Genomic DNA, 17,745 nt, shown 5'->3' with positions numbered 1-17,745 from the left:
CACCGGGGCGACATCACTTGCCGTAGTACGCGTTGTGGATCGCCAGTGTCGACTTGTTGCCCTGTTTGTCCGTGACTTCGGCGAGGAACGAGATGCCCTTGTCCTTGGCCGGGTTCTTCACGGAGATCCTGCCGTTCTCGACCTTCACGAGCTGCCAGGTCGTCCCGTCGTCGTAACTCACGGACACGGTGAGCGACCCGAGGTTCCTTCCGGCCGCCGAGCCCTGCACGGTCACCGGGATCCGGACCGACGCGTCCGCCGGGGCGCGCGAGGCGAGGTCGACGGGGGCCGCGAAGCGGACCGTGGACACCGGCAGCGCCGTGGTGGCCGAGACCTCCTTGGAGCGGAACGTGAAGCCGACGTCGATGCGGGTGGAGGCCGCGGCGACCTTCGCCGAGCGCTCGACGGAGGTCGTCAGCCGGTATTCGGCGTCGGTGGAGTCGACGGTGAAGGGCTTCGCGCCGCTCAGCGGGTCGTCGTTCTCGCCGACCTTGACGCCGTCGCGGTACAGCACCGACGTGGCCGAGGTGTACGTCGAGCCTCCCACGTGGCCCTTGCCGTCGGCGAACAGCGGCAGGGAGCCGACGAGCTGCTGCTTGCCCGTGGCCGGGTCGGGTGCGGTGCGGAAGACACCCATGTTCTCGCCCAGAAGCGGGCCGAACACGCCGGTGTTGAACTTCTCGCGGTACGTCCTGCCGGCCTCGTAGCGCTTCGGCTCGGACATCGCGTAGTCCCCGTCGAAGGCCGGGTAGCCCCACTCGTCCGGCTCGCCCAGCTGACTGACTCTGGTCAGCCACTCGACGCCGTCGGCAGTGGAGACGTAGAAGGTGCGCGTGCTCGGCGCCGCCTGCGCCGCCGAGAACGCGTTGCCCTCCGGCGCACCCGGCAGACGGGGGTACGGGAAGGCGAGAGCGGTCTTCCCGGCGGCGGAGGCACCGACGCCGACCTTGAGCGTCGCCAGCTCGTCCGCCTTCACGTGCTTGGTGTAGCCGGTCGCGACCTTCTGTGTCCCGCCGCCGTAGGCCACCGAGTACTGAGAGGTGGCGTCCTTGATGAAGTGCGCGTCCCAGGTCTGCAGGAGCGAGCCGTCCGTGACGGCCGGACCCATGTGCGCGGTGCGGAAGCCGGTGAAACCCCTGAGGACCCAGCCGTTGCCGACGGAGCCGATCTCGGTCGCGCGTTCGTAGTAGGTCCCCCCGAAGTCCGCCGTGTCGAGGCCGGGCACGGTGATGTCCACCGGCTCGGTGGTACGCGCGTCGGCGGTGACCGTGGTGTCGCCGGAGACGTCCAGCTTCGGCTGGGAGATCCAGTCGGTGCCCTTGGTGAAGTCCGACGGGTCCTGGTAGACGGCCGTGTCGAACGTGTACGAGCCCTTGGGCACGCGGATCGTGTGCGTGCCCGGCTCGTCGCCGATACGGGCCCGGAAGCCCTTGGCGGGGCCGGCGACGCCGACCAGGCTGTTGACGAAGTTCCGCGCGTCGGTGCCGTCGCGGTCGATGGTCCTGAGCGTGACGTCGTAGGACTCCGCCTCGCGGACGGCCGCCACGGCCGTGCGGACGGACTGGCCCGCGCCGGTGGCGGTGGCGGTGGCGGTGACGTAGCCCGAGTAGGTGCCGTCGACGTCACCGATCCTGGTGTCGGCGGTCAGGTCGACCTCGGTCCTGCCTCCGGCGGGCACGGTCACCTTGGTGGCACCGAGCGCGAAGAACCCGGCCGGGGCCGGTGAACCCGCCTGGTCCAGCCCGGACACCGACAGGTCGAGGGTGACGTCGCTGGTCCCGAGGTTGCGGTAGCCGATCTTCCGGGTGAGGGGCCGGTCGTCGGTGTGCGGCCACTGCGCGACGCCGAAGTTCAGCGAGACCGGATCGGCGATCACGCTCTGGGCCAGCGCCTTGTCGACCTGGATGCGGCCCGAGCCCTGCTGGAAGACGGTGTAGTCGCCACCCTCGGCGGATGCGATCAGCGCGCTCTTGAGCTCGGTCGCCTTCCAGGTCGGGTGCTGCTGCTTGAGGATCGCGGCCGCGCCCGCGACGTGCGGGGTGGCCATGGAGGTGCCGTCGAGTTGTAGGTAGCCGGGGGCAGGGTGCGGGATACCGGGGTCGGTGTCGAACACGCTGCCGGAGGCGGCGGCCGCGGTGATGGCCACGCCGGGGGCGGTCACGTCCGGCTTCACGGCGCCGTCACCGACGCGCGGCCCGGTGCTGGAGAAGGACGCCAACTTGTCGTCCTTGTCGACGGCGCCGACGGTCAGCGCGGCGTCCGCGCTGCCCGGCGAGCCCACCGTCGACTCGCCGTACTCGCCTTCGTTGCCCGCCGCAATGGCGAACAGGATCCCCTTCTCGGCGGACAGCCTGCCGACCGCCTCCTCCAGCGGGTCGACGCCCGGGGAGTCCGGGCCGCCCAGGCTGAGGTTGACGACGTCCGCGCCCTCGTCGGCGGCCCACTCCATGCCCGCGATGATGGCGGAGTCGTCCCCGTATCCCTCGTCGTTGAGCACCTTGCCGCTGATCACCTCGGCACCCGGTGCGACACCCTTGTACTTGCCGCCCGACCTGGCACCGGTTCCGGCGGCGATCGAGGCGACGTGCGTGCCGTGCCCGACGTGGTCCACGGTGTCGGGCGAGCCGGAGAAGTTCTTCTCCTCGACGACCTGGGTCTTCAGGTCGTCGTGGGTCTTGTCGACGCCGGTGTCGAGGACGGCGATCCTGACGCCGGTGCCGTCGTACCCGGCCTCCCACGCCTTGTCGGCACCGATCTGCTTGACACTGCGGTCCAGGCTTGCCTTGCGCACACCGTCCAGCCAGACCTTGCCGATGCCGGAGGCGGTGGCGCGCAGGCCGCCCTTCCGCTGGTCGGTCAGTGCCTCCCACACCTCGGCCACGTCGTCCTGCGGCGTACGGATGGCGTCGGCGTCGAGGGTGGGGAACGTGCGCCGCAGTCGGGTGTCACCGGCCGAACGCACTTCGGCACGTGCGGCACCGGAGCCCCCGTCGTACTGCACGATCAGCTTGAGCCCGTCGCCCTGGCTCTTGCGCAGCCGCGGGTCGGTGAGTTCGGCGACATCGAAGAGCCGCTGGTCCAGCTTCCCCGTGGCGATCAGGCGCTGCGCGTCGCTGGGCACCACCAGCGTGTGATCGTTGATGCGCTGCACCTGCACGGGTATGCGCTCACGGCCCTTGGCTGCCTCGAAGCCCACCACATGGCCCTTGGCGCCGACCACCACACGGTCGCCCGTGATGAGCCGGATCCGCTGGTCGCCGTCGGAGCGTGTGGGGTGCGGTGTGGTCGTCGTGTGCGCGGCGATCGCTGTCGTGGGGCCGGTCATACCTGCCACGAGGGCCACCGACGTGGCCAGTGTGACGGTGAAGGCGCGTGTTCTCTTCACGGATAAGCGCAAGTCTCCCCCAGAAGTTCGGGTTGAAGGCGAGTGGTCGTTGCACGTGGGTGGCGGGCGCCCGGTCGCGGGAACGACGTGGCGGCCGAGAACCGGCGGGGCGGTCGCAGAGCGGCACGCCCTCCCGGCAGCAGGCGAGGGGGCTGGGTCGCTCCACGAATTCCACTCCCTGAAGAGGGCACCGACGGCATGATCCGCATCACATCGTTTCGGTGCTCGACCCGCCGGGCTCGGCGCTGCCGCAGACTCCGCGCCCGGACCGTGCCGGGAATCCGAAGGTCCGGCCCTCTCGTGCGAACGGGTCAAGTTGATCAGTCGGACTCCGAGAGGCACCAGGCACTTCCTCCGGCGGGATTACGACCCGTCATACTTCTGCCGGGAAGGGGAGTTCGTGGCCGGACAGCGCTGAACAGGGAGACTCGACATGGGCACTGCCGTACCGGTCACGGAGTTCGGGCGGCTGCTGCTGACCCTGCGCACACGCGCCGGGCTCAGCCAGGAGCGGCTGTCCCACGCCGCCGGGGTGAGCGTCCGCGCGCTGGCGGATCTGGAACGCGGTCGCTCCCGAGGACCGCAGCGGCGCACCGTTCAAGCCCTGGCCGCCGGGCTGGGCCTGGACGACGACACCGCCGCGGAGCTGGAGCGGGCCGCCGGCCGAGGACGGACGCGCCCGCGACCGGCCGCCGGACCGCGCGCCCACGGCCCGCTGGCCCTGCCGCGTGACGTCGGCGACTTCGTCTCGCGTGGTCCGGCCCTGGCCCGGTTGCTCGCCCTGGCCGAGCGCACCGGCGCCGGCCGTTCCGCGGTCAGCGTGGTGTCGGGACAGCCCGGCCTCGGCAAGACCGCTTTCGCGGTACACGCCGCATACGCTCTCGCGCCGCACTTCCCGGACGGACAGGTGGTCCTCGACCTGCACGGCATGGACCCGGAGCCCACCTCCGCGCGCGACGCTCTCGCGTCCCTGCTCCGGGCCGTAGGCGTGGCCGAGCACGCGATCCCGGCCGCGACCGACGACCGGTCAGGGCTCCTGCGGTCCGTGCTCCGCGACCGGCGACTGCTGCTGGTACTGGACAACGCGGCGGGCGAGGACCAGGTCCGTCCCTTGCTCCCCGGTGCCGGGCGCTGCCTGACGATCATCACCAGCCGGCACGCCCTGGCCGGTCTCGAATCGGCCCACCGCAGCGACCTCGCGCTGTTTCGCCGGGAGGAGGCGGTCGAACTGCTGAGCCGTATCATCGGCCCCGAGCGGATACGGCAGGAGGCCCAGGCCGCCCGCGACCTCGCGGACCTGTGCGGACTCCTGCCCCTGGCCGTACGGATCGCCGGACAACGCCTCGCCGGCCGGCCCCACGAGCGCATCGGCAAGCTGACCGCCCAACTGGCCCAGGAAGGCCGTCGCCTGGACACACTCCAGGTCGGCGACCTTCAGGTACGAGCCGCTTTCGCCTTGTCCTACCGGCAGTTGACCCCGTCCGCCAGAACCGTACTGCGGCGGGCCTCCCTGGCCGCCGGAGGCGACTTCAGCCCGGAGAGCGCCGCTCTCCTGGCCGACCTGCCGGTCAACGAGGTGGCCCGGTGCGCCGAGGAACTGACGGACGCCGGGCTGCTGCAGTCCGACGCCTCGGCAGAGCGTTACCGCTTCCACGACCTCCTGAAGATCTTCGCCACCGAACAACTGACCACCGAGGACGGCACCGAGGTGTCCCGAGCCTCGCTGGACCGGACGGCACAGTGGATGCTGCGCCGGGCCACGGCAGCCGCGCTGCGCTTCGACGCCGAACCCCACGAAGACTCACCTCACGGCGATCCCGACCCCGTCGGCGCACCCGCCGACCGTGACCAGGCCCGCGTCTGGCTGGAGGCCGAGCGGGCCCAATGGCTCGCGGCCGTGCGGCACGCGCAGGCCAGGGGACACCACCGGCAAGTGATCGACACGGCCCGGGCCATGCACTGGTTCTCCGAGTTCAACCAGCACTGGGAGCTGTGGGTGGAGCTGTTCCAGCACGGGGTCGAGGCGGCCCGCGCGCTGGGCAGCAGGCAGGAGGAGGCCGTCCAGCTGAACTTCCTGGCCTGGTCGTACAACGTCTGCGTCCACGAACCCGCCGCCGCCCTCGTCACCGCGGACGCCGCCCTGGAGGTGGCCCGTGAGATCGGGGACCGGCTCCAGATGGGCTGGGCGCTGGGCTACGGGGCATCGGCGCTGCAGCGCACCGGCCGGACCGGGGAATCCATAGCCCGGCTGCGCGACGCCGCCGTCTGCCTTGCCGACCAGACCTCCGTGCAGGGCCGCCTCGCCGAACTCACCGTCCTGAACACGCTGGGAAGCTATCTACGTCAGTCGGGCAGCGTCGAGGAGGCTCTGGCCATCCACCTGCGCAGCGAGGCGATCTGCCTGACGGAGGTGCCCGGACGGCCGACCGAGCTGATCACCGTGTACCTGGCTGCGATCCGGCAGCAGATCGGCAACGACCTCGCGGCGCTGGGACGCTGGCCGGAGGCCGAACGACCGCTCCAGCAGGCGCTGGACGTCTTCGAGACCACGAGCATGGCCGGCTGGGCCGAACCCACCCGCCTCGACCTCGGCATCGTGCTGCGCCACCTGGCCCGGTACGACGAGGCTCGCCGAACCCTGCTCGCCGCCCACGAGGGACTTCGCCGGCTCAACAGCCCCCGGCAGGCGGAGGCCACGGCCGAACTGCGTGAACTGGAGGTACGGACACCGTGAAGTCTCCGGGTCCGCGGCCCGGACAAGCGGCTGGGGGCAGACCGCGGAAAGCAGCCGACGACACAGCCCGTACGTCCGGAGTCGCCCTGGGACCGAGCCGTCGCCTCCCGTCGGCGACCGACCACTCGATGGGGAGGCCTGCCGGTCAAGGGCGGTTCAGACCCCACGTCTGCAGGGTGAAGGGCCGCCCCTTCTCCTCACCCGTGATCAGCGGTACGTCGAGCAGTGTGAAGCCCGCCTTGGTGGCCACGGCGACGCTGGCCGCGTTCTCGGCCTCCAGTTCCAGGATCACCTGCTCGGCGCCCATCTGCTCGAAGGCGTACGCGGCCATCACCCGTACCGCCCGCAGCGCCAGCCCCTGACCGCGGTGCGCGGGGCCCACCGCGTAGCCGATCTCCGTGCCCTCGGGCGCGCGCCGCAGCATCACCTCGCCGAGCGGTGCTCCGCCGTCGACGGTGATCGCGAGCAGGATGACCGTGCCCTCCGCGCGGAACTGGCGGTCCCGGTCCAGTCGCGCGCGGGCGGCGGCCGCGTCGAAGGGGGAGACGAGCGGTGTCCAGTAGGCGATGTCGGGGTGATCGAACAGCTCCGGCATCGCCGTCAGGTCCGCCTCCGTCCAGTCACGAAGGACGAGCCCCTCCCCCGAGAGCTCGATCCGCTCGGGAAACGACGGCATGGTGCTGCTCATGTGCTGTACCTCCTGGCTTGTTCGGAACGAGCCAGGATAACCGGGACAGGCGGAAGCACGTCCGGCCGGGCAGCCGCTCAACCGTCAGGCCTCAACCGTCAACCGTCAACCGTCAGCCGTCAGCCGTCAGCCGTCAGCCGGAGAAGGCGTAACCGACGAAGTCGGTGACCGGGACGTATCCGATGCGCCGGTAGAGGGCGTTGCTGGTCGCGTTGGCCGGGTTGGTGAACAGCACGACCTCCTTCGCGCCCGCGGCCAGCGCGGCCCTGCTCACCTCGACCGTCACGGCGCCCGCGTAGCCGCGCCCCCGGAGGCCGGCCGGGGTGTAGACGGGGTCCACCCGGACCTGGCCGCCGACCAGCGGGTTCGCGCCCGCCATGGAGACGGGCGTGCCGTCCGGGGTCTCCCAGAAGGTGTAGCGCTTCTCGGCGAAGCGTGTGCCGGCCCAGGACTCGGCGGTCACGGAGACGGCTTCCCCGACGTCCGCGGCGAACTCACGGCACCAGCGCATCACTTGCTCGTGCTCCTGCTCGCCCACCGGTCGGCCCCGGCCCGCCGGGACCGGCTCCGGCGGGGTGAGCGTGCCGAGTCGATGCAGACGGCCCCACCAGTCACGTACCGGCGCCGCGCCACCCCTGTGCCGCCGCCACGCCTCCGCGAGAGCGGTGGCGGTGTCCTGGTCCGCGATGACGCCCGAAATGCGGTGCCCGAGGCCGGTCAGCCGGGGCACGAGGGTGTCGGCCTGCTCGGGGGCGAGCGTCGTGACGGTCAGGCGGCCGCGCGCGGTGCGGTACAGGACGGCCCGGACCTCGCCCCCTGACTCCAGCCGGCCGAAGACGGGGGCTTCGCCGCCGTGTGTGCCCGCGCCCTGTGCCCGCATTTTCGCGAGCGTTGTCAGGGGTGTGTTGTGCATGACGGGGCGCGAGCACAGGAAGTCTCCCGCTCGGGCGAGGAAGTCGTCGATGTCTTCGGTGAAGTACCAGTCGTCGAGGCCCATGCTTCATGATCTCCGACCGCCTCTCCTCCGGGAAGTACGCGCCCGGGACCACGACTCCGCCCTGACCGGTGTCACAGGGTGTGGTGCAGCCAGCGCTGAAGTACCTCGTTGACGTCCGCCGGAAGCGCGCTGATCTGGTCGATGACCGCACGGTCCTCGGGCATCGGGGGAATGCCGGCGGCGGTGAGGGTCGCGTGCAGGGCCAGGCGCCGCTCATCCTGCGGGTCGATGGTGAAGCCGAGGCGGTGGGCGGGGTTGGGGGGCGGCAGGAGGAAGTCGCCGTCGTCGCGGGGCTGCGCCTGGGCCGGCACGGCGGTGTCACGGGGGTGGACGGCATAGGGGTCGGCGAACGCGCAGGAACCGAGGCTCTCACTGCTCCAGGGGGTCATCTCTGTCTCCTCACCGATGTGTTGTGAATCACTTGTCCAGAGTTTCGTGAGGGCCCCTTCGGTTGCGTTCGCGGCCGAACGTCACGCTGACGGCGTCATCGGCGGCTGATCACCTCGTACGACGGGCAGATGTCCGCCGCCGCTTCCAGGCACCGCGGTCACCGGCCGCGGAGTCGGCCTCGCCCGCCGGACCAGCGCACGACGGCGGCTCCCGCGAAGTCGCCTGCGTGGGCGAACCCGCCCAGCACCACGAGGTCACCGTCCTTCACCCGGCCCGAGGTGATCGCGTGGTCCAGGGTGACCGGGATGGCCGCTCCGAAGAGGTTGCCGTACTGGTCGAAGGTGTTCGGATGCCGTTAGGCGGGCAGTTGCAGCGCCTCGGTCCAGTTGCGCAGGAAGGTGCGGTTCGGCTGATTGGTGACGAGGAGGTCGATGTCCGCGGTCGCGACCCCGAGCCGTCGGCACAGATCCGTGATCACCTCCGGGACCAGACGGTTGCCGCGTGCCAGAACCTTGGCGACGCTGGCGTCGGTGAACCCGATCCGCGGCTGGGACTCCCCCCGGTTCCCAGTACTTGCGACCGTCGTCGAGCGCCAAGGTCATGTCGCCGGCGTGATCGCCGATGTGCCGGGTCTCCACGTCGAGGACCGGGGCGCCGGCCGATGTCGTCACCCATCCCACTCCGCAGCCGTCGCCCGGGATCGCGGCCTGCGCGAGCCGACGTACCTCGGACTGGGTGAAGCACTGGCCGGCGGCGCTCTGCGCGTTACAGATCAGCGCGGTCCGCGCGTCGGTGGTGGTGAGGATCAGGGGAGGCGGGCCAGCAAATGGGTGTCCAGGAAACCCCGTTCGGAGGCCGGGTCGTGGAGAAGCCGGGCGATCGTCACGAGCCCGGCCCCGACCAGCAGCTCGGCGAACCGGTCAACCGGCCAGCTGTAGGCGGGCGTTACTTTGTGATCGAAGCGGACCGGCTCGGTCCCCTCGGTCCCGAAGAACGAAACCATCAGCAGGCCCCCTGGCGCCAGGACCCGCACCTGCTCGGCCAGCAGCGCGGGCAGTTCCTCAGGCGGGGTATGGATCATCGAGTAGTGGGCCAACACCCCGCCGAGCGCGCGGTCCTCGACGGGCAGAGCCTCCATTCGCGCCTGGTCGAACCGCAGGGCGGGATGGGACTTCCTGGCGTGGTCGACCATGGCCGGGGACAGGTCGAGCCCGAAGGCGTCCAGACCCAAGTCGTGCAGCATGGCCGTCAGATGTCCGGGACCGCAGCCGACATCGGCTGCCCGCAGGTTCCCCGTCTCGCGCACCAGCTCGGCGAAGGTGCCGAGCATGGCCCGCGCGAACGGCCGTGTCTCCAGCCGATCGGCGAACATCGACGCATAGAGCTCGACGATCCCGTCGTAGGCCGTCCTGGTCTCGTCCTGGTGTCGTACCTGGTGTTCCGCCACGGGGAAGAAGCTAACACCCGTGCCGTTCACGGCCGTTCGGACTGGGTGGTTATGACGGCTGTGACGGGCTCGTCAGTCGAGGTCCGCCTGCCAGAGGTCCGGGCCGAACACCTCGTACTGGATGTCCTGCGGTGCGACGCCCCGCCCCAGGAGCGCGCTCCGCAGCGGTTGCATGAACGCCAGCGGCCCGCACATGTAGTACACCGCGTTGTCCGGCAGATCGACGTGGGAGAGGTCCATCAGCCCGTCGAAAACGCCCTTGACCGGCTCGTTGGTCTGCGCGCCCTTCTCGTACCAGAGGTACATCTCGGCGTTCCGCAGTTCGAGTACGTCGCTGACCACCTGGCGACGCAGCGCGAACGACGCCTCGTCGAGGTCGGCGTGCAGCACGGTGATCGGCAGCCGGGACTCGGCCTCGACGAGGTGGGAGAGCATTCCGGCCATGGGGGTGATCCCGATGCCCGCCGTGGCGAACACCACCGGCCGTCCCGAGTCGTCGAGCACGACATCGCCGTAGGGCAGCGACAGGGTGAGGACGTCACCCACGTCGACCGTGTCGTGCAGGAGAGCGGACACCTCTCCCTCGGGCTCGCCGTTGCCGCGTACCCGCTTGACCGAGAACTGGCGGTGTTCGCCGTCGTCGGCCCGGGTCAGGCTGTACTGGCGCGGCTGCCGCACGCCGTCGGGCATGTCGATCAGCACGGTGACGTACTGGCCGGGGAGCGAGGTCGTCACAAGGCGGTCGTCGACCCGCTTGACGACGAAGGTCACGACGTCCGGGGTCTCCTTGATCTTCTTCTCGACCTCCCATGTGCGCCACACCGTCTCGGGTGTGACCCCCCGCGCGCTGTAGAGACCGCGTTCCTGGTTGATCAGGGCGTTCGCCATCAGCCAGTAGACCTCGTCCCAGGCCGCGGCGACCTCCGGGGTGACCGCGTCGCCCAGCACGTCGACGATCGCCCACATCAGGTTGTCGTGGACGGTCTGATACTGGTCCGGACGGATCCCGAGAGACGCGTGCTTGTGCGCGATGCGCTTCAGCAGGTGTTCGGGGGTCCGCTGCGGAGTGCTCACCAGACCGCCGGCGAACGCCGCCACGGATCCGGCGAGCGCCTGCTGCTGTTCTCCGTGTGCCTGGTTCCCTCGGTTGAAGACCCCGTCCAGGAGCTCGGGATGGTTGGCGAACATGTGACGGTAGAAGCGCCGGGCGATCTCACCGATGTGCTCCCCGACGACGGGCAACGTGGCCGTGATGACGGGTCGGGACGTGTTCGAAAGCATGATGTGCATCTCCAGCGCAGGCGAAGTGCGGGCAGGCATCGGGCAACCACGGAATCGCTCGTACGGCAGTCGGAGCCGGGGCGGGGCCGATCGACCCGCGCGGATACCGCGGCCGTCCTCGGAGACCGGATCCCCGGGACGCGCGGCGCGGCGCCCGCCCACCACGCTAGAAGGGCACCGCCCCCTTCGCACTCCCTATGCCCGCATTGGTGAACTTTCCCGCGGATCGTCGGGGGAGGGGGAGGGGTCCGGGTCCGATACGCCCGTCCAGCTGTCAAACACGGCGCATTCCGTTCTCACTGCGCCGCAGCGCGTACGACGCTGCTTTCACTGCAGGGTGGCGGCCGACTCGCCCACCGGACATACGTCGTGGCACGCGCCGTACCGACCGTCCCGGCACCACCACACCGGCGAGCCGGCCGCGTCCGTCGTACCCGGGTACCAGCCGACAGAGGTGCCCGCAGGAGGGGGATGCATTCTGGTCTCGTGTTCCCGGCAGACCGGCCAGACCTGCCGGAGGAGCTCCATGACGGTCACCCACGCCGCGTCGGCGACCACGGCCAGCACCGTCATGGCGTCGTCCGGCGCTGGATCGCCGTCCTCCAGGTCTCCGCGCCCCAGCGATTCAGAGGCGAGCGAAGACGAAGATCAAAACGGAACCGGCAGCCCGGCCTCGCGCAGCTGGGACAGGGCGGCGGACATGCATTGCCGCACAGTCCTCCCATCAGCACGCATGCCCTGCTCCAAGGGACCTCCACTGGCGGCGAACGTCCACGCCGGCACGTTGTCAGCCACCCTCTCGGCGTCCACCCTGATCAGGGCATTCACGCCCTGCTCACCCAGCCATTCCAGGATGAGGAGCGTCACGTCCTCGATGCCACCGTCCTGGTCATCCTGGTCGATCTTTGGCCGGCGGCCGCGGTTCCCTGTCATGGCCCAGACCCTACCGACGGGCCCGCAGCAGTCCGCGTCCAGCGGTCAGGTCGGGGATCAGCGTCTGGTTTCCGGTCTGGCGAAGAGTTCAGCGCACTCGCCGGCGAAGGAACAGAGCTGGTCCACGAACTGCCGGTACTCCTGCGGTTCCCGCACCAGGCCCGGCGTGGCATCAGTCCACTGCTGCCACAGGCCACCGGCGGCAAGGTACCGGGATGCGCGCTCGGTCCCCAGGGCGGCATCGAGGTGAAGCAGTGTGCCAAGAGCAAGGCCTTGGCCGTAGCCGAGGTCTGGTCGAAGCAAGTAGTGATCAAGGTATCTGCAGACCAGATCGGCGTCCGCACTGTCTCCGGACGTGGCAAGCGTGACGCAGTAGGCCGCGTCGGCATAGGGCCCCCCGCCGGCCGGCAGGAGTTCGCCGATGCGGCTGCGGAACTCGGTCCTGCCGGCTACAACAACCAGCCAGGAGGCAGTCTTACGCTCTCGCCACCCACCTTCGAAGAGGATGCCGAGCTCAGCGGGAGTGATCTCCCGGGCAGCCTGGACCAACTCCCTCACGAACAGCTCGCGCTCAGGCCCGCTCAACCGCAGCGAGCTTCCACCCAACCGAAGGTACCGTCGTCCCGGCGTGACGAATCGTCGGATCAGGCCCATCAGCTCGGGGTCGGTGCCGGCATAACGCATGGCTGCATCTTTGCCCGGCGAGCACCCGGCTGCAGCGGTTTACCCTGCGACCCCGAGTAGCGACTGCTGGTTCAGGTGTCGGCTCTGCGGCGTCGGTCGGGAGTGAAAAGGTAGGCGATTGCCATGTCGCTGAGCTCGTCTGCGTACCGACGCCTGGCCACTTCGCCGGTGGCGGCATCGGGGCGCACGGAGTTGTGGAAGCAGGCGCCCAGGATGGCGCGGGCCGCGGTGTCGAGTGCCGTCTGCGGTTGGGAGCGGCGGATCTGGTCGGTGTACGGGGCTGCTGCTTCGAGCAGGAGACGGTGGAGTTCGGTGATGGTGCGGGCCCCGCGGTCCAGTGACCTGGTCCCCCGCGTGCGCAGCAGCTCGGGGAAGAGGCTGCTGCTGTCGGCGAAGGACTGCAGCAAGGCGTGCGCGTAGGCGTCCATGACGCCGGAGAGCGACGGCTCGGCCGTACGCAGTTGCTCGGCCACGTACTCCTCGCGGCGTTCCAGCATCCGCTCGGTCAAGGCGGTGATCAGCTGTTCTTTGTCCTCGAAGCGGCGGTAGATCGTGCCGACGGAGACCCCGGCGCGTTCCGCGACACCCGCGATCGTCATCTCCTCCAGGCCGGAGGTGCAGGCGATCTCCTCTGCCGCCAGCAGGACACGGGCCAGGGTCGCGGCGCTGCGGGCCTGCCGGGGCTCCCGGTAGGACGCTGGGCGCTCCGGCTCTTCGGTCATGTCCCGCATGGTATCGGCGGCGCTCTCAACAGGTCCCTTTGACAACCGGTGCGCTCCTCGGCGCACTCGCATTATGCGAACGCGAATTCACATTTACATCCTATCGGAGGTTCGGTCATGACCGACAACCAGACGCTCCCGCCCGTCACCGTGACGCTTGAGGACGGACCCACCGGCGCCGGGAGCATCGACGACTTCGAGCTCTTCCACGCCCGCCGCGCCCTGGACCGCTTCCGGACGCTGCTGGGCCGCCAGGGCCTCCTCGACCTCCTGGCCGCGGACATCGAGGAAGGCAACGCCTTCCTTCGCGAGAGCGCCCGCACCTCCGACGGCAGCTTCAAGGCAGGCACCACCGTGCTCGCGACGAAGGGCCTCACCTCGGGCGCCTTCCTTGCCTGGATGGACAAGGCGTTCGCAGGTGACGAGAGCGCACTCCTCGCGGCGCACCCCGAGCACTACGTGATGGGCACCGACTCCATCGGAGCGCGCGCGGCCTGGCCACCGGACCCCACTGGCTCCCCGCCGGCTGGGCCACCCTGGGACAGCTCCTCCCGCCGGGCGCCTCCGGCAGCCTCCTGCGCGCCAACGCCTTCTTCGACAGCTCAGGCACCGGACTCCCCGCCCTCACCCTCACCGTCTGGGTCGGCATCGGTGTCGCCCTCGCTCTCCTCGCCGACCTCCGCGGCAGGCGCCCCGCCACCGCCCGCTCCGCATCGGCTACCGTCCGAGAACCGCTTGCGGCTGGAGTGCGAGCGACGGTGCAAGGTGGTCGATGATGCGGCCTGCGGCCGACTTCGACACCCCAAACAGTGACGTCGGCTGCCTCAGAGTCAAGTTCGTCCGCCAGTACGCGGCGACCAGCAGAAGCCGGTCCTCCAGCGGCAGGCTCCACCGTCGCCCCCCGCCCCCGCGGACCGTGTCCGCGCCTTCACGTCGCAGTGCGGTCGGCAGCTTGCCGAACTGCCGCGGGCTCAGCCCGGTGAACGGGGCTGTCCAGGACGGCTCCGGCGTCAAGAATTGCCGAATGCATGAAGTGAAGCTGTCCGACGGGATCATCACTCTGTCCCCGCTGCGTCTGGACGATGTGGAGACGCACCTCACGGGGGAGGATGAGCTGCTCGTTCGCTGGCTCAACGGCGGCCCTGGGACAGCCGAGGGCGTCGAAGCGTACTTCCGGCACTGCCGGCAACAGTGGGAGGCTGCCGGGCCGCTCCGCGCTTTCGGCATACGGGTGGGCGCCGACGGGGTGCTCGCGGGGACGGTCGACTTGCGGTTCGCGGCAGAGGGGCTGGCTCCCGGCCAGGTGAACCTCGCGTACGGCCTCTATCCGTCATGGAGGGGACGTGGTCTGGCTACCCGTGCGGTCCTCTTGGCGTCCCAGTACGCGGCGAACGAGGGCGGAGAGGAGGCGGTGATCCAGGTGGAGCCAGGGAATCCCGCATCGGCTGCAGTCGCGCAGCGGGCAGGCTTCACCCCCGGCAAGCAGACGAACAGCAAGGACGGCACACGGTTCAACTGGTACGTCCGGGAACTACACGTCACTACCCAGTGACGAGAGGCCGTTGCGGGAAAACCCTCAGCCTCGTGTGCGACGGTCTTGATGCCCGGTGGTCCGTCTCTTGCGGACAGCGAAACCGCGAAGATGTCATAGCTCCTTGGCATCATGAGGGCCGTGACTGCCAGTGATGCCTCAGAGGTTCCCGATCAGCTTCGTCGCGCTCAGCTGACAGAATTACTGAAAGGCGTGCACCCCTGGGACGAACAGGAGCGCACGCACCTCGCCGCGACCATGGAGTGGGTCGCCGGCGGGGCTCCGCTCTATCGGACCCGGAAGCCTGATGTCCCGTCGATGCACTTGGTCAGCTACTTCGTGGTCCTGGATGAAACCTGCGGGGAGCTCCTGCTTGTCGCCCACCGCAAGGCGGGCCTCTGGCTTCCCAGCGGTGGCCACGTCGAGCCGTTGGAGGACCCGTGGGACACGGTCACGCGCGAGTGCCGTGAGGAACTGCGCATCGAGGCCGTCCCGTCGACTGTCTCCGGCGCGCAACCGCTCTTCCTCACCGTCACGCAAACACGCGGGCAGGGCCAGCACACTGATGTGTCGTTGTGGTACGTGTTGCAGTCGAAAGTTGGCGGCATCACCTCTTTCGATGAGGAAGAATTCGAATCGATCAAGTGGCTTTCCCTGCGGCAGATCCTTGCCGAGCCCAGGAGCACGCTCGATCCACACATGCATCGATTCACCCGCAAGCTCATGAACGTCATCGCTTGCGCGTAGTCATCTTCGCGGCAACATCTGCTCAGTTCGGCCTCGTGCCGGTCCAGGATCTGGTCGGCGACCTTGAGGGCCCTGATGGCGGGTTCGGCGCCCATGCCGTTGGGGTCGTGGATCGGTCAGCGGGATTGCGGGCAAGTCGCCCTCGGTCACCTCGCTCTATCCGGCGCTCGCGGAAGCCGAGGAACCTGGGCACGTTGTTAACGTGATGGCATGGGACGTCGTCGGCATCGGCACTTGGTCATGGGCTCCGAGCGATTCCGGTGGTGGGTCAGCCACCGCCATGTGCCGGACTCCGACCCCGGCGGTGGGGTCGGACGCTCATGCCAGGAGGTTCTCGTGATCGCGCGGGAGGGCACCCCGGGCGTGATCCGCGTCGTCTTCGACTCGGGTCCCGATCGCGTGGTGGGCGGCGGTGGTTGGGGAGCTCACGAAGGTGGCGTCAGTCGCGTACACGGCGGATATCTCAATCTCCACCGGCCCGCGACCGTGCGGGCGTTGATCGAAGAGGCTCTGGCGGACGACCAGCGTTTCGGGCACGCCGGCCAAGTCGACGGGTGGCGGATCTTCGATGCCGTGGCCGCGCGTGTGCCGCCGGAACACCGGGAAGCGCCGAGCGAGCAGCTGGTGGAGTAATGGACTTCGGGCCGAGCGAGCATCCGGAGGAGTAAACGCCTTCGGGCCGAGACTCGGCCCGGCTCACCCGCCGGTCGGTCGGTAGAGGCCGGCGGCGCACCTCGGCCCGGGTGAGGCTCACCAGTGTCCGACGGTTCGGCTCAGCTCCGTCCCGGACCGAGACCTCGGACTTGCTCCAAGTCCCGCCCCAGGCACACTCGATACGGCCCGCACACCGCGTCGTCCCCACGCCACCGAGGGACGCTCCTGGCGCCTGTCGCTCTCCGCCGACGGCGTACGGCTCACACACCTTCCCGTGCCGGTGAACCGTCCACCGAGCCTGCCGACGAGACCCCCGGATCTGGTCCGCGTCTCCGCCCGAGGCACGGCCGGTGAGCTGGTCCTCGTCCTGTACGGCCGTGTTCCGGTGGACTCCGTGAAGGTCGACGGCGAAAGGCGCGTCTTGGACCTGCTCAAGGCCTGGGACCCGAACGAGTAGAACGACAGGTTTCTTCGAGGGCGACCTCCGGGCCATGCACACCCGGTTGTCAACGCTCCGACCCCGACTTGGCCACTGCCACTGCCACTGCCACTGCCACTGCCACCGAAAACGGGCCATATTGGCGATCCGCTCCGTACAACGGGCGGATCCTCGGACAATCAGGCCTACGATTGTGTGCCGGTTGACGAGCCGTACCATCTGTTGAGGCCCCGACGCACCGGGACAACGTACGGGAACGGCTGGAACGACTGGAACGACTGGCCAACCGGGTTGCCCCCGTCGTCGGTCCCGGCCTCCTCGCGAGGCCGCGGAGCGAAGAGCCGCACGTGTCCGCCGGGGCAGGCCACGACGCGAAGGGCAGCGACATGGTGCAGTGGCACGGGACCAACTTCACCGTGGACGGACACGAGCCGACCAGTGCCGAGGAGTACTACCGGATCGGCCTGCACTGCTGGAACAGCGGGCAGCACCCCGGTGCGGAGGTCTACTTCCTGGAAACCGCGGCGTCCACCGGTCACAGCGCCGCGATCGAGTTGCTGGGGCACATCGACTACACGCAGGGGCGGTACGCGAGCGCGGTGCCCCGGCTGCGGCACAGCAGCGGTTCACCGCGAGCGGCCTTCTACCTCGCCTCGCTCTATCACCACGGCTGCCCTCAAGCGGGCATCGTGGAGTCGCTGGACGAGGCGGCCCGCTGGTATCGCACCTCGGCCGAACTGGGCGAGCCCGAAGCGATGCTCGTACTGGGCGACCTGTACCTGGAGCGGCTGATTCCGATCACCCGGACCCCGGCGGAACACGCCCTGGAGCAGTTCCTCACGGCCGCCGCCCGCAACCACCCCTACGCCCAGTACCGCGCCGCGGAGATCTATCGCACGCTCTACCAGGACAACGAGCGAGCCGCCGTGATGTACCAGTCCTGTGTGGACAACCCGATGACCGAGCGCCACGCCCTGGGATCGATGATGGCGCTTCAGAGCCAGGCTCACCTGCGGGAGATATCGGCGTTCAGGGCAGCCCGCCGGTTGCAGCAGCGACGTGACACCGTCAACCCCGCGCAGCGCCGAGGCGACTTCTACTGACCCTGGACGG

At 69.6% G+C, this 17,745-nt stretch carries 18 protein-coding genes and 2 pseudogenes; 7 read left to right on the top strand and 13 right to left on the bottom strand.

The window, feature by feature from the left end; genetic code table 11:
* Positions 1 to 13: 13 nt before the first annotated feature.
* Positions 14 to 3,385 carry a S8 family peptidase gene (locus OG410_RS39040; RefSeq protein WP_329303489.1) on the bottom strand — a complete coding sequence of 1,124 codons (3,372 nt, stop codon included), beginning with the start codon at positions 3,383 to 3,385 and terminating at the stop codon, positions 14 to 16.
* 433 nt (positions 3,386 to 3,818) lie between these two features.
* Here OG410_RS39040 and OG410_RS39035 point away from each other — a divergent pair, with 433 nt between their 5' ends.
* The gene (locus tag OG410_RS39035) at positions 3,819 to 6,119 is read left to right on the top strand and encodes a helix-turn-helix domain-containing protein (protein WP_329303488.1); all 2,301 of its coding nucleotides are present in this window, start codon (positions 3,819 to 3,821) and stop codon (positions 6,117 to 6,119) included.
* A 145-nt stretch (positions 6,120 to 6,264) separates the two neighbouring features.
* Here OG410_RS39035 and OG410_RS39030 read toward each other — a convergent pair whose 3' ends face one another.
* The 11 genes from OG410_RS39030 to OG410_RS38980 all read right to left on the bottom strand — a co-directional run bounded on the left by OG410_RS39030 (position 6,265) and on the right by OG410_RS38980 (position 13,261).
* Positions 6,265 to 6,807 (bottom strand): GNAT family N-acetyltransferase, encoded by a 543-nt coding sequence (locus OG410_RS39030; RefSeq protein ID WP_329303487.1) that lies wholly within the window; start codon positions 6,805 to 6,807, stop codon positions 6,265 to 6,267.
* Positions 6,808 to 6,940: 133 nt separating this feature from the next.
* Positions 6,941 to 7,804 (bottom strand): GNAT family N-acetyltransferase, encoded by an 864-nt coding sequence (locus OG410_RS39025; protein ID WP_329303486.1) that lies wholly within the window; start codon positions 7,802 to 7,804, stop codon positions 6,941 to 6,943.
* Between the two features lie 71 nt (positions 7,805 to 7,875).
* A complete protein-coding gene (locus OG410_RS39020; protein ID WP_329303485.1) occupies positions 7,876 to 8,193 on the bottom strand; it encodes a hypothetical protein in 318 nt (105 codons plus the stop codon).
* 158 nt (positions 8,194 to 8,351) lie between these two features.
* Positions 8,352 to 8,489, bottom strand: a complete 138-nt coding sequence (locus OG410_RS39015; RefSeq protein ID WP_329304447.1) for a hypothetical protein — start codon at positions 8,487 to 8,489, stop codon at positions 8,352 to 8,354.
* 60 nt (positions 8,490 to 8,549) lie between these two features.
* Complete coding sequence (locus tag OG410_RS39010; protein WP_329303484.1) at positions 8,550 to 8,672, bottom strand: hypothetical protein; 123 nt, start codon at positions 8,670 to 8,672, stop codon at positions 8,550 to 8,552.
* Between the two features lie 327 nt (positions 8,673 to 8,999).
* A complete protein-coding gene (locus tag OG410_RS39005; RefSeq protein ID WP_443063857.1) occupies positions 9,000 to 9,641 on the bottom strand; it encodes a class I SAM-dependent methyltransferase in 642 nt (213 codons plus the stop codon).
* Positions 9,642 to 9,713: 72 nt separating this feature from the next.
* Positions 9,714 to 10,922 (bottom strand): globin domain-containing protein, encoded by a 1,209-nt coding sequence (locus OG410_RS39000; protein WP_329303482.1) that lies wholly within the window; start codon positions 10,920 to 10,922, stop codon positions 9,714 to 9,716.
* A 327-nt stretch (positions 10,923 to 11,249) separates the two neighbouring features.
* Positions 11,250 to 11,495: a hypothetical protein gene (locus OG410_RS38995; protein WP_329303481.1), complete on the bottom strand. Its 246-nt coding sequence runs from the start codon at positions 11,493 to 11,495 to the stop codon at positions 11,250 to 11,252.
* A 75-nt stretch (positions 11,496 to 11,570) separates the two neighbouring features.
* The gene (locus tag OG410_RS38990) at positions 11,571 to 11,855 is read right to left on the bottom strand and encodes a hypothetical protein (protein WP_329303480.1); all 285 of its coding nucleotides are present in this window, start codon (positions 11,853 to 11,855) and stop codon (positions 11,571 to 11,573) included.
* Positions 11,856 to 11,912: 57 nt separating this feature from the next.
* The gene (locus tag OG410_RS38985; protein ID WP_329303479.1) at positions 11,913 to 12,539 is read right to left on the bottom strand and encodes a DUF6000 family protein; all 627 of its coding nucleotides are present in this window, start codon (positions 12,537 to 12,539) and stop codon (positions 11,913 to 11,915) included.
* Positions 12,540 to 12,610: 71 nt separating this feature from the next.
* The gene (locus tag OG410_RS38980; protein ID WP_329303478.1) at positions 12,611 to 13,261 is read right to left on the bottom strand and encodes a TetR/AcrR family transcriptional regulator; all 651 of its coding nucleotides are present in this window, start codon (positions 13,259 to 13,261) and stop codon (positions 12,611 to 12,613) included.
* 117 nt (positions 13,262 to 13,378) lie between these two features.
* On the opposite strand from OG410_RS38980, the gene OG410_RS42735 reads away from it, so the two are divergent.
* Positions 13,379 to 14,074 carry a hypothetical protein gene (locus tag OG410_RS42735; RefSeq protein ID WP_443063856.1) on the top strand — a complete coding sequence of 232 codons (696 nt, stop codon included), beginning with the start codon at positions 13,379 to 13,381 and terminating at the stop codon, positions 14,072 to 14,074.
* Here OG410_RS42735 and OG410_RS38970 read toward each other — a convergent pair.
* Positions 13,997 to 14,317: pseudogene (locus tag OG410_RS38970) on the bottom strand (helix-turn-helix domain-containing protein); the annotation flags it as partial. The gene OG410_RS42735 and the pseudogene OG410_RS38970 overlap by 78 nt on opposite strands.
* Here OG410_RS38970 and OG410_RS38965 point away from each other — a divergent pair.
* From OG410_RS38965 to OG410_RS38945, 5 genes and pseudogenes are all read left to right on the top strand, one after another.
* On the top strand, positions 14,286 to 14,813 hold the full coding sequence (locus tag OG410_RS38965) for a GNAT family N-acetyltransferase (RefSeq protein ID WP_329303477.1): 528 nt from the start codon (positions 14,286 to 14,288) through the stop codon (positions 14,811 to 14,813). The pseudogene OG410_RS38970 and the gene OG410_RS38965 overlap by 32 nt on opposite strands.
* Positions 14,814 to 14,933: 120 nt before the next feature.
* On the top strand, positions 14,934 to 15,539 hold the full coding sequence (locus OG410_RS38960) for an NUDIX domain-containing protein (protein WP_329303476.1): 606 nt from the start codon (positions 14,934 to 14,936) through the stop codon (positions 15,537 to 15,539).
* Between the two features lie 336 nt (positions 15,540 to 15,875).
* Positions 15,876 to 16,172, top strand: coding sequence for a hypothetical protein (locus OG410_RS38955; protein ID WP_329303475.1), 297 nt, complete (start codon positions 15,876 to 15,878; stop codon positions 16,170 to 16,172).
* Positions 16,173 to 16,410: 238 nt separating this feature from the next.
* A pseudogene (locus OG410_RS38950) lies at positions 16,411 to 16,650 on the top strand (hypothetical protein); the annotation flags it as partial.
* Between the two features lie 329 nt (positions 16,651 to 16,979).
* Positions 16,980 to 17,735, top strand: a complete 756-nt coding sequence (locus OG410_RS38945) for a tetratricopeptide repeat protein (protein ID WP_329303474.1) — start codon at positions 16,980 to 16,982, stop codon at positions 17,733 to 17,735.
* Positions 17,736 to 17,745: the final 10 nt, after the last annotated feature.

This window comes from Streptomyces sp. NBC_00659 (assembly GCF_036226925.1).
Lineage (GTDB): Bacteria > Actinomycetota > Actinomycetes > Streptomycetales > Streptomycetaceae > Streptomyces.
Note: the sequence above shows the minus strand (reverse complement) of the source record. Positions and strands in the feature narration are given on the sequence as shown.

Bases quoted from the DNA above. Each gene is read 5' to 3' on its own strand.
- OG410_RS38990 (WP_329303480.1), bottom strand. From the start codon at position 11,855: ATGACAGGGAACCGCGGCCGCCGGCCAAAGATCGACCAGGATGACCAG.
- OG410_RS38980 (WP_329303478.1), bottom strand. From the start codon at position 13,261: ATGACCGAAGAGCCGGAGCGCCCAGCGTCCTACCGGGAGCCCCGGCAG.
- OG410_RS39035 (WP_329303488.1), top strand. From the start codon at position 3,819: ATGGGCACTGCCGTACCGGTCACGGAGTTCGGGCGGCTGCTGCTGACC.
- OG410_RS39020 (WP_329303485.1), bottom strand. From the start codon at position 8,193: ATGACCCCCTGGAGCAGTGAGAGCCTCGGTTCCTGCGCGTTCGCCGAC.
- OG410_RS38965 (WP_329303477.1), top strand. From the start codon at position 14,286: ATGCATGAAGTGAAGCTGTCCGACGGGATCATCACTCTGTCCCCGCTG.
- OG410_RS38995 (WP_329303481.1), bottom strand. From the start codon at position 11,495: ATGACGGTGCTGGCCGTGGTCGCCGACGCGGCGTGGGTGACCGTCATG.
- OG410_RS42735 (WP_443063856.1), top strand. From the start codon at position 13,379: ATGACCGACAACCAGACGCTCCCGCCCGTCACCGTGACGCTTGAGGAC.
- OG410_RS39030 (WP_329303487.1), bottom strand. From the start codon at position 6,807: ATGAGCAGCACCATGCCGTCGTTTCCCGAGCGGATCGAGCTCTCGGGG.
- OG410_RS39000 (WP_329303482.1), bottom strand. From the start codon at position 10,922: ATGCTTTCGAACACGTCCCGACCCGTCATCACGGCCACGTTGCCCGTC.
- OG410_RS39025 (WP_329303486.1), bottom strand. From the start codon at position 7,804: ATGGGCCTCGACGACTGGTACTTCACCGAAGACATCGACGACTTCCTC.
- OG410_RS38985 (WP_329303479.1), bottom strand. From the start codon at position 12,539: ATGCGTTATGCCGGCACCGACCCCGAGCTGATGGGCCTGATCCGACGA.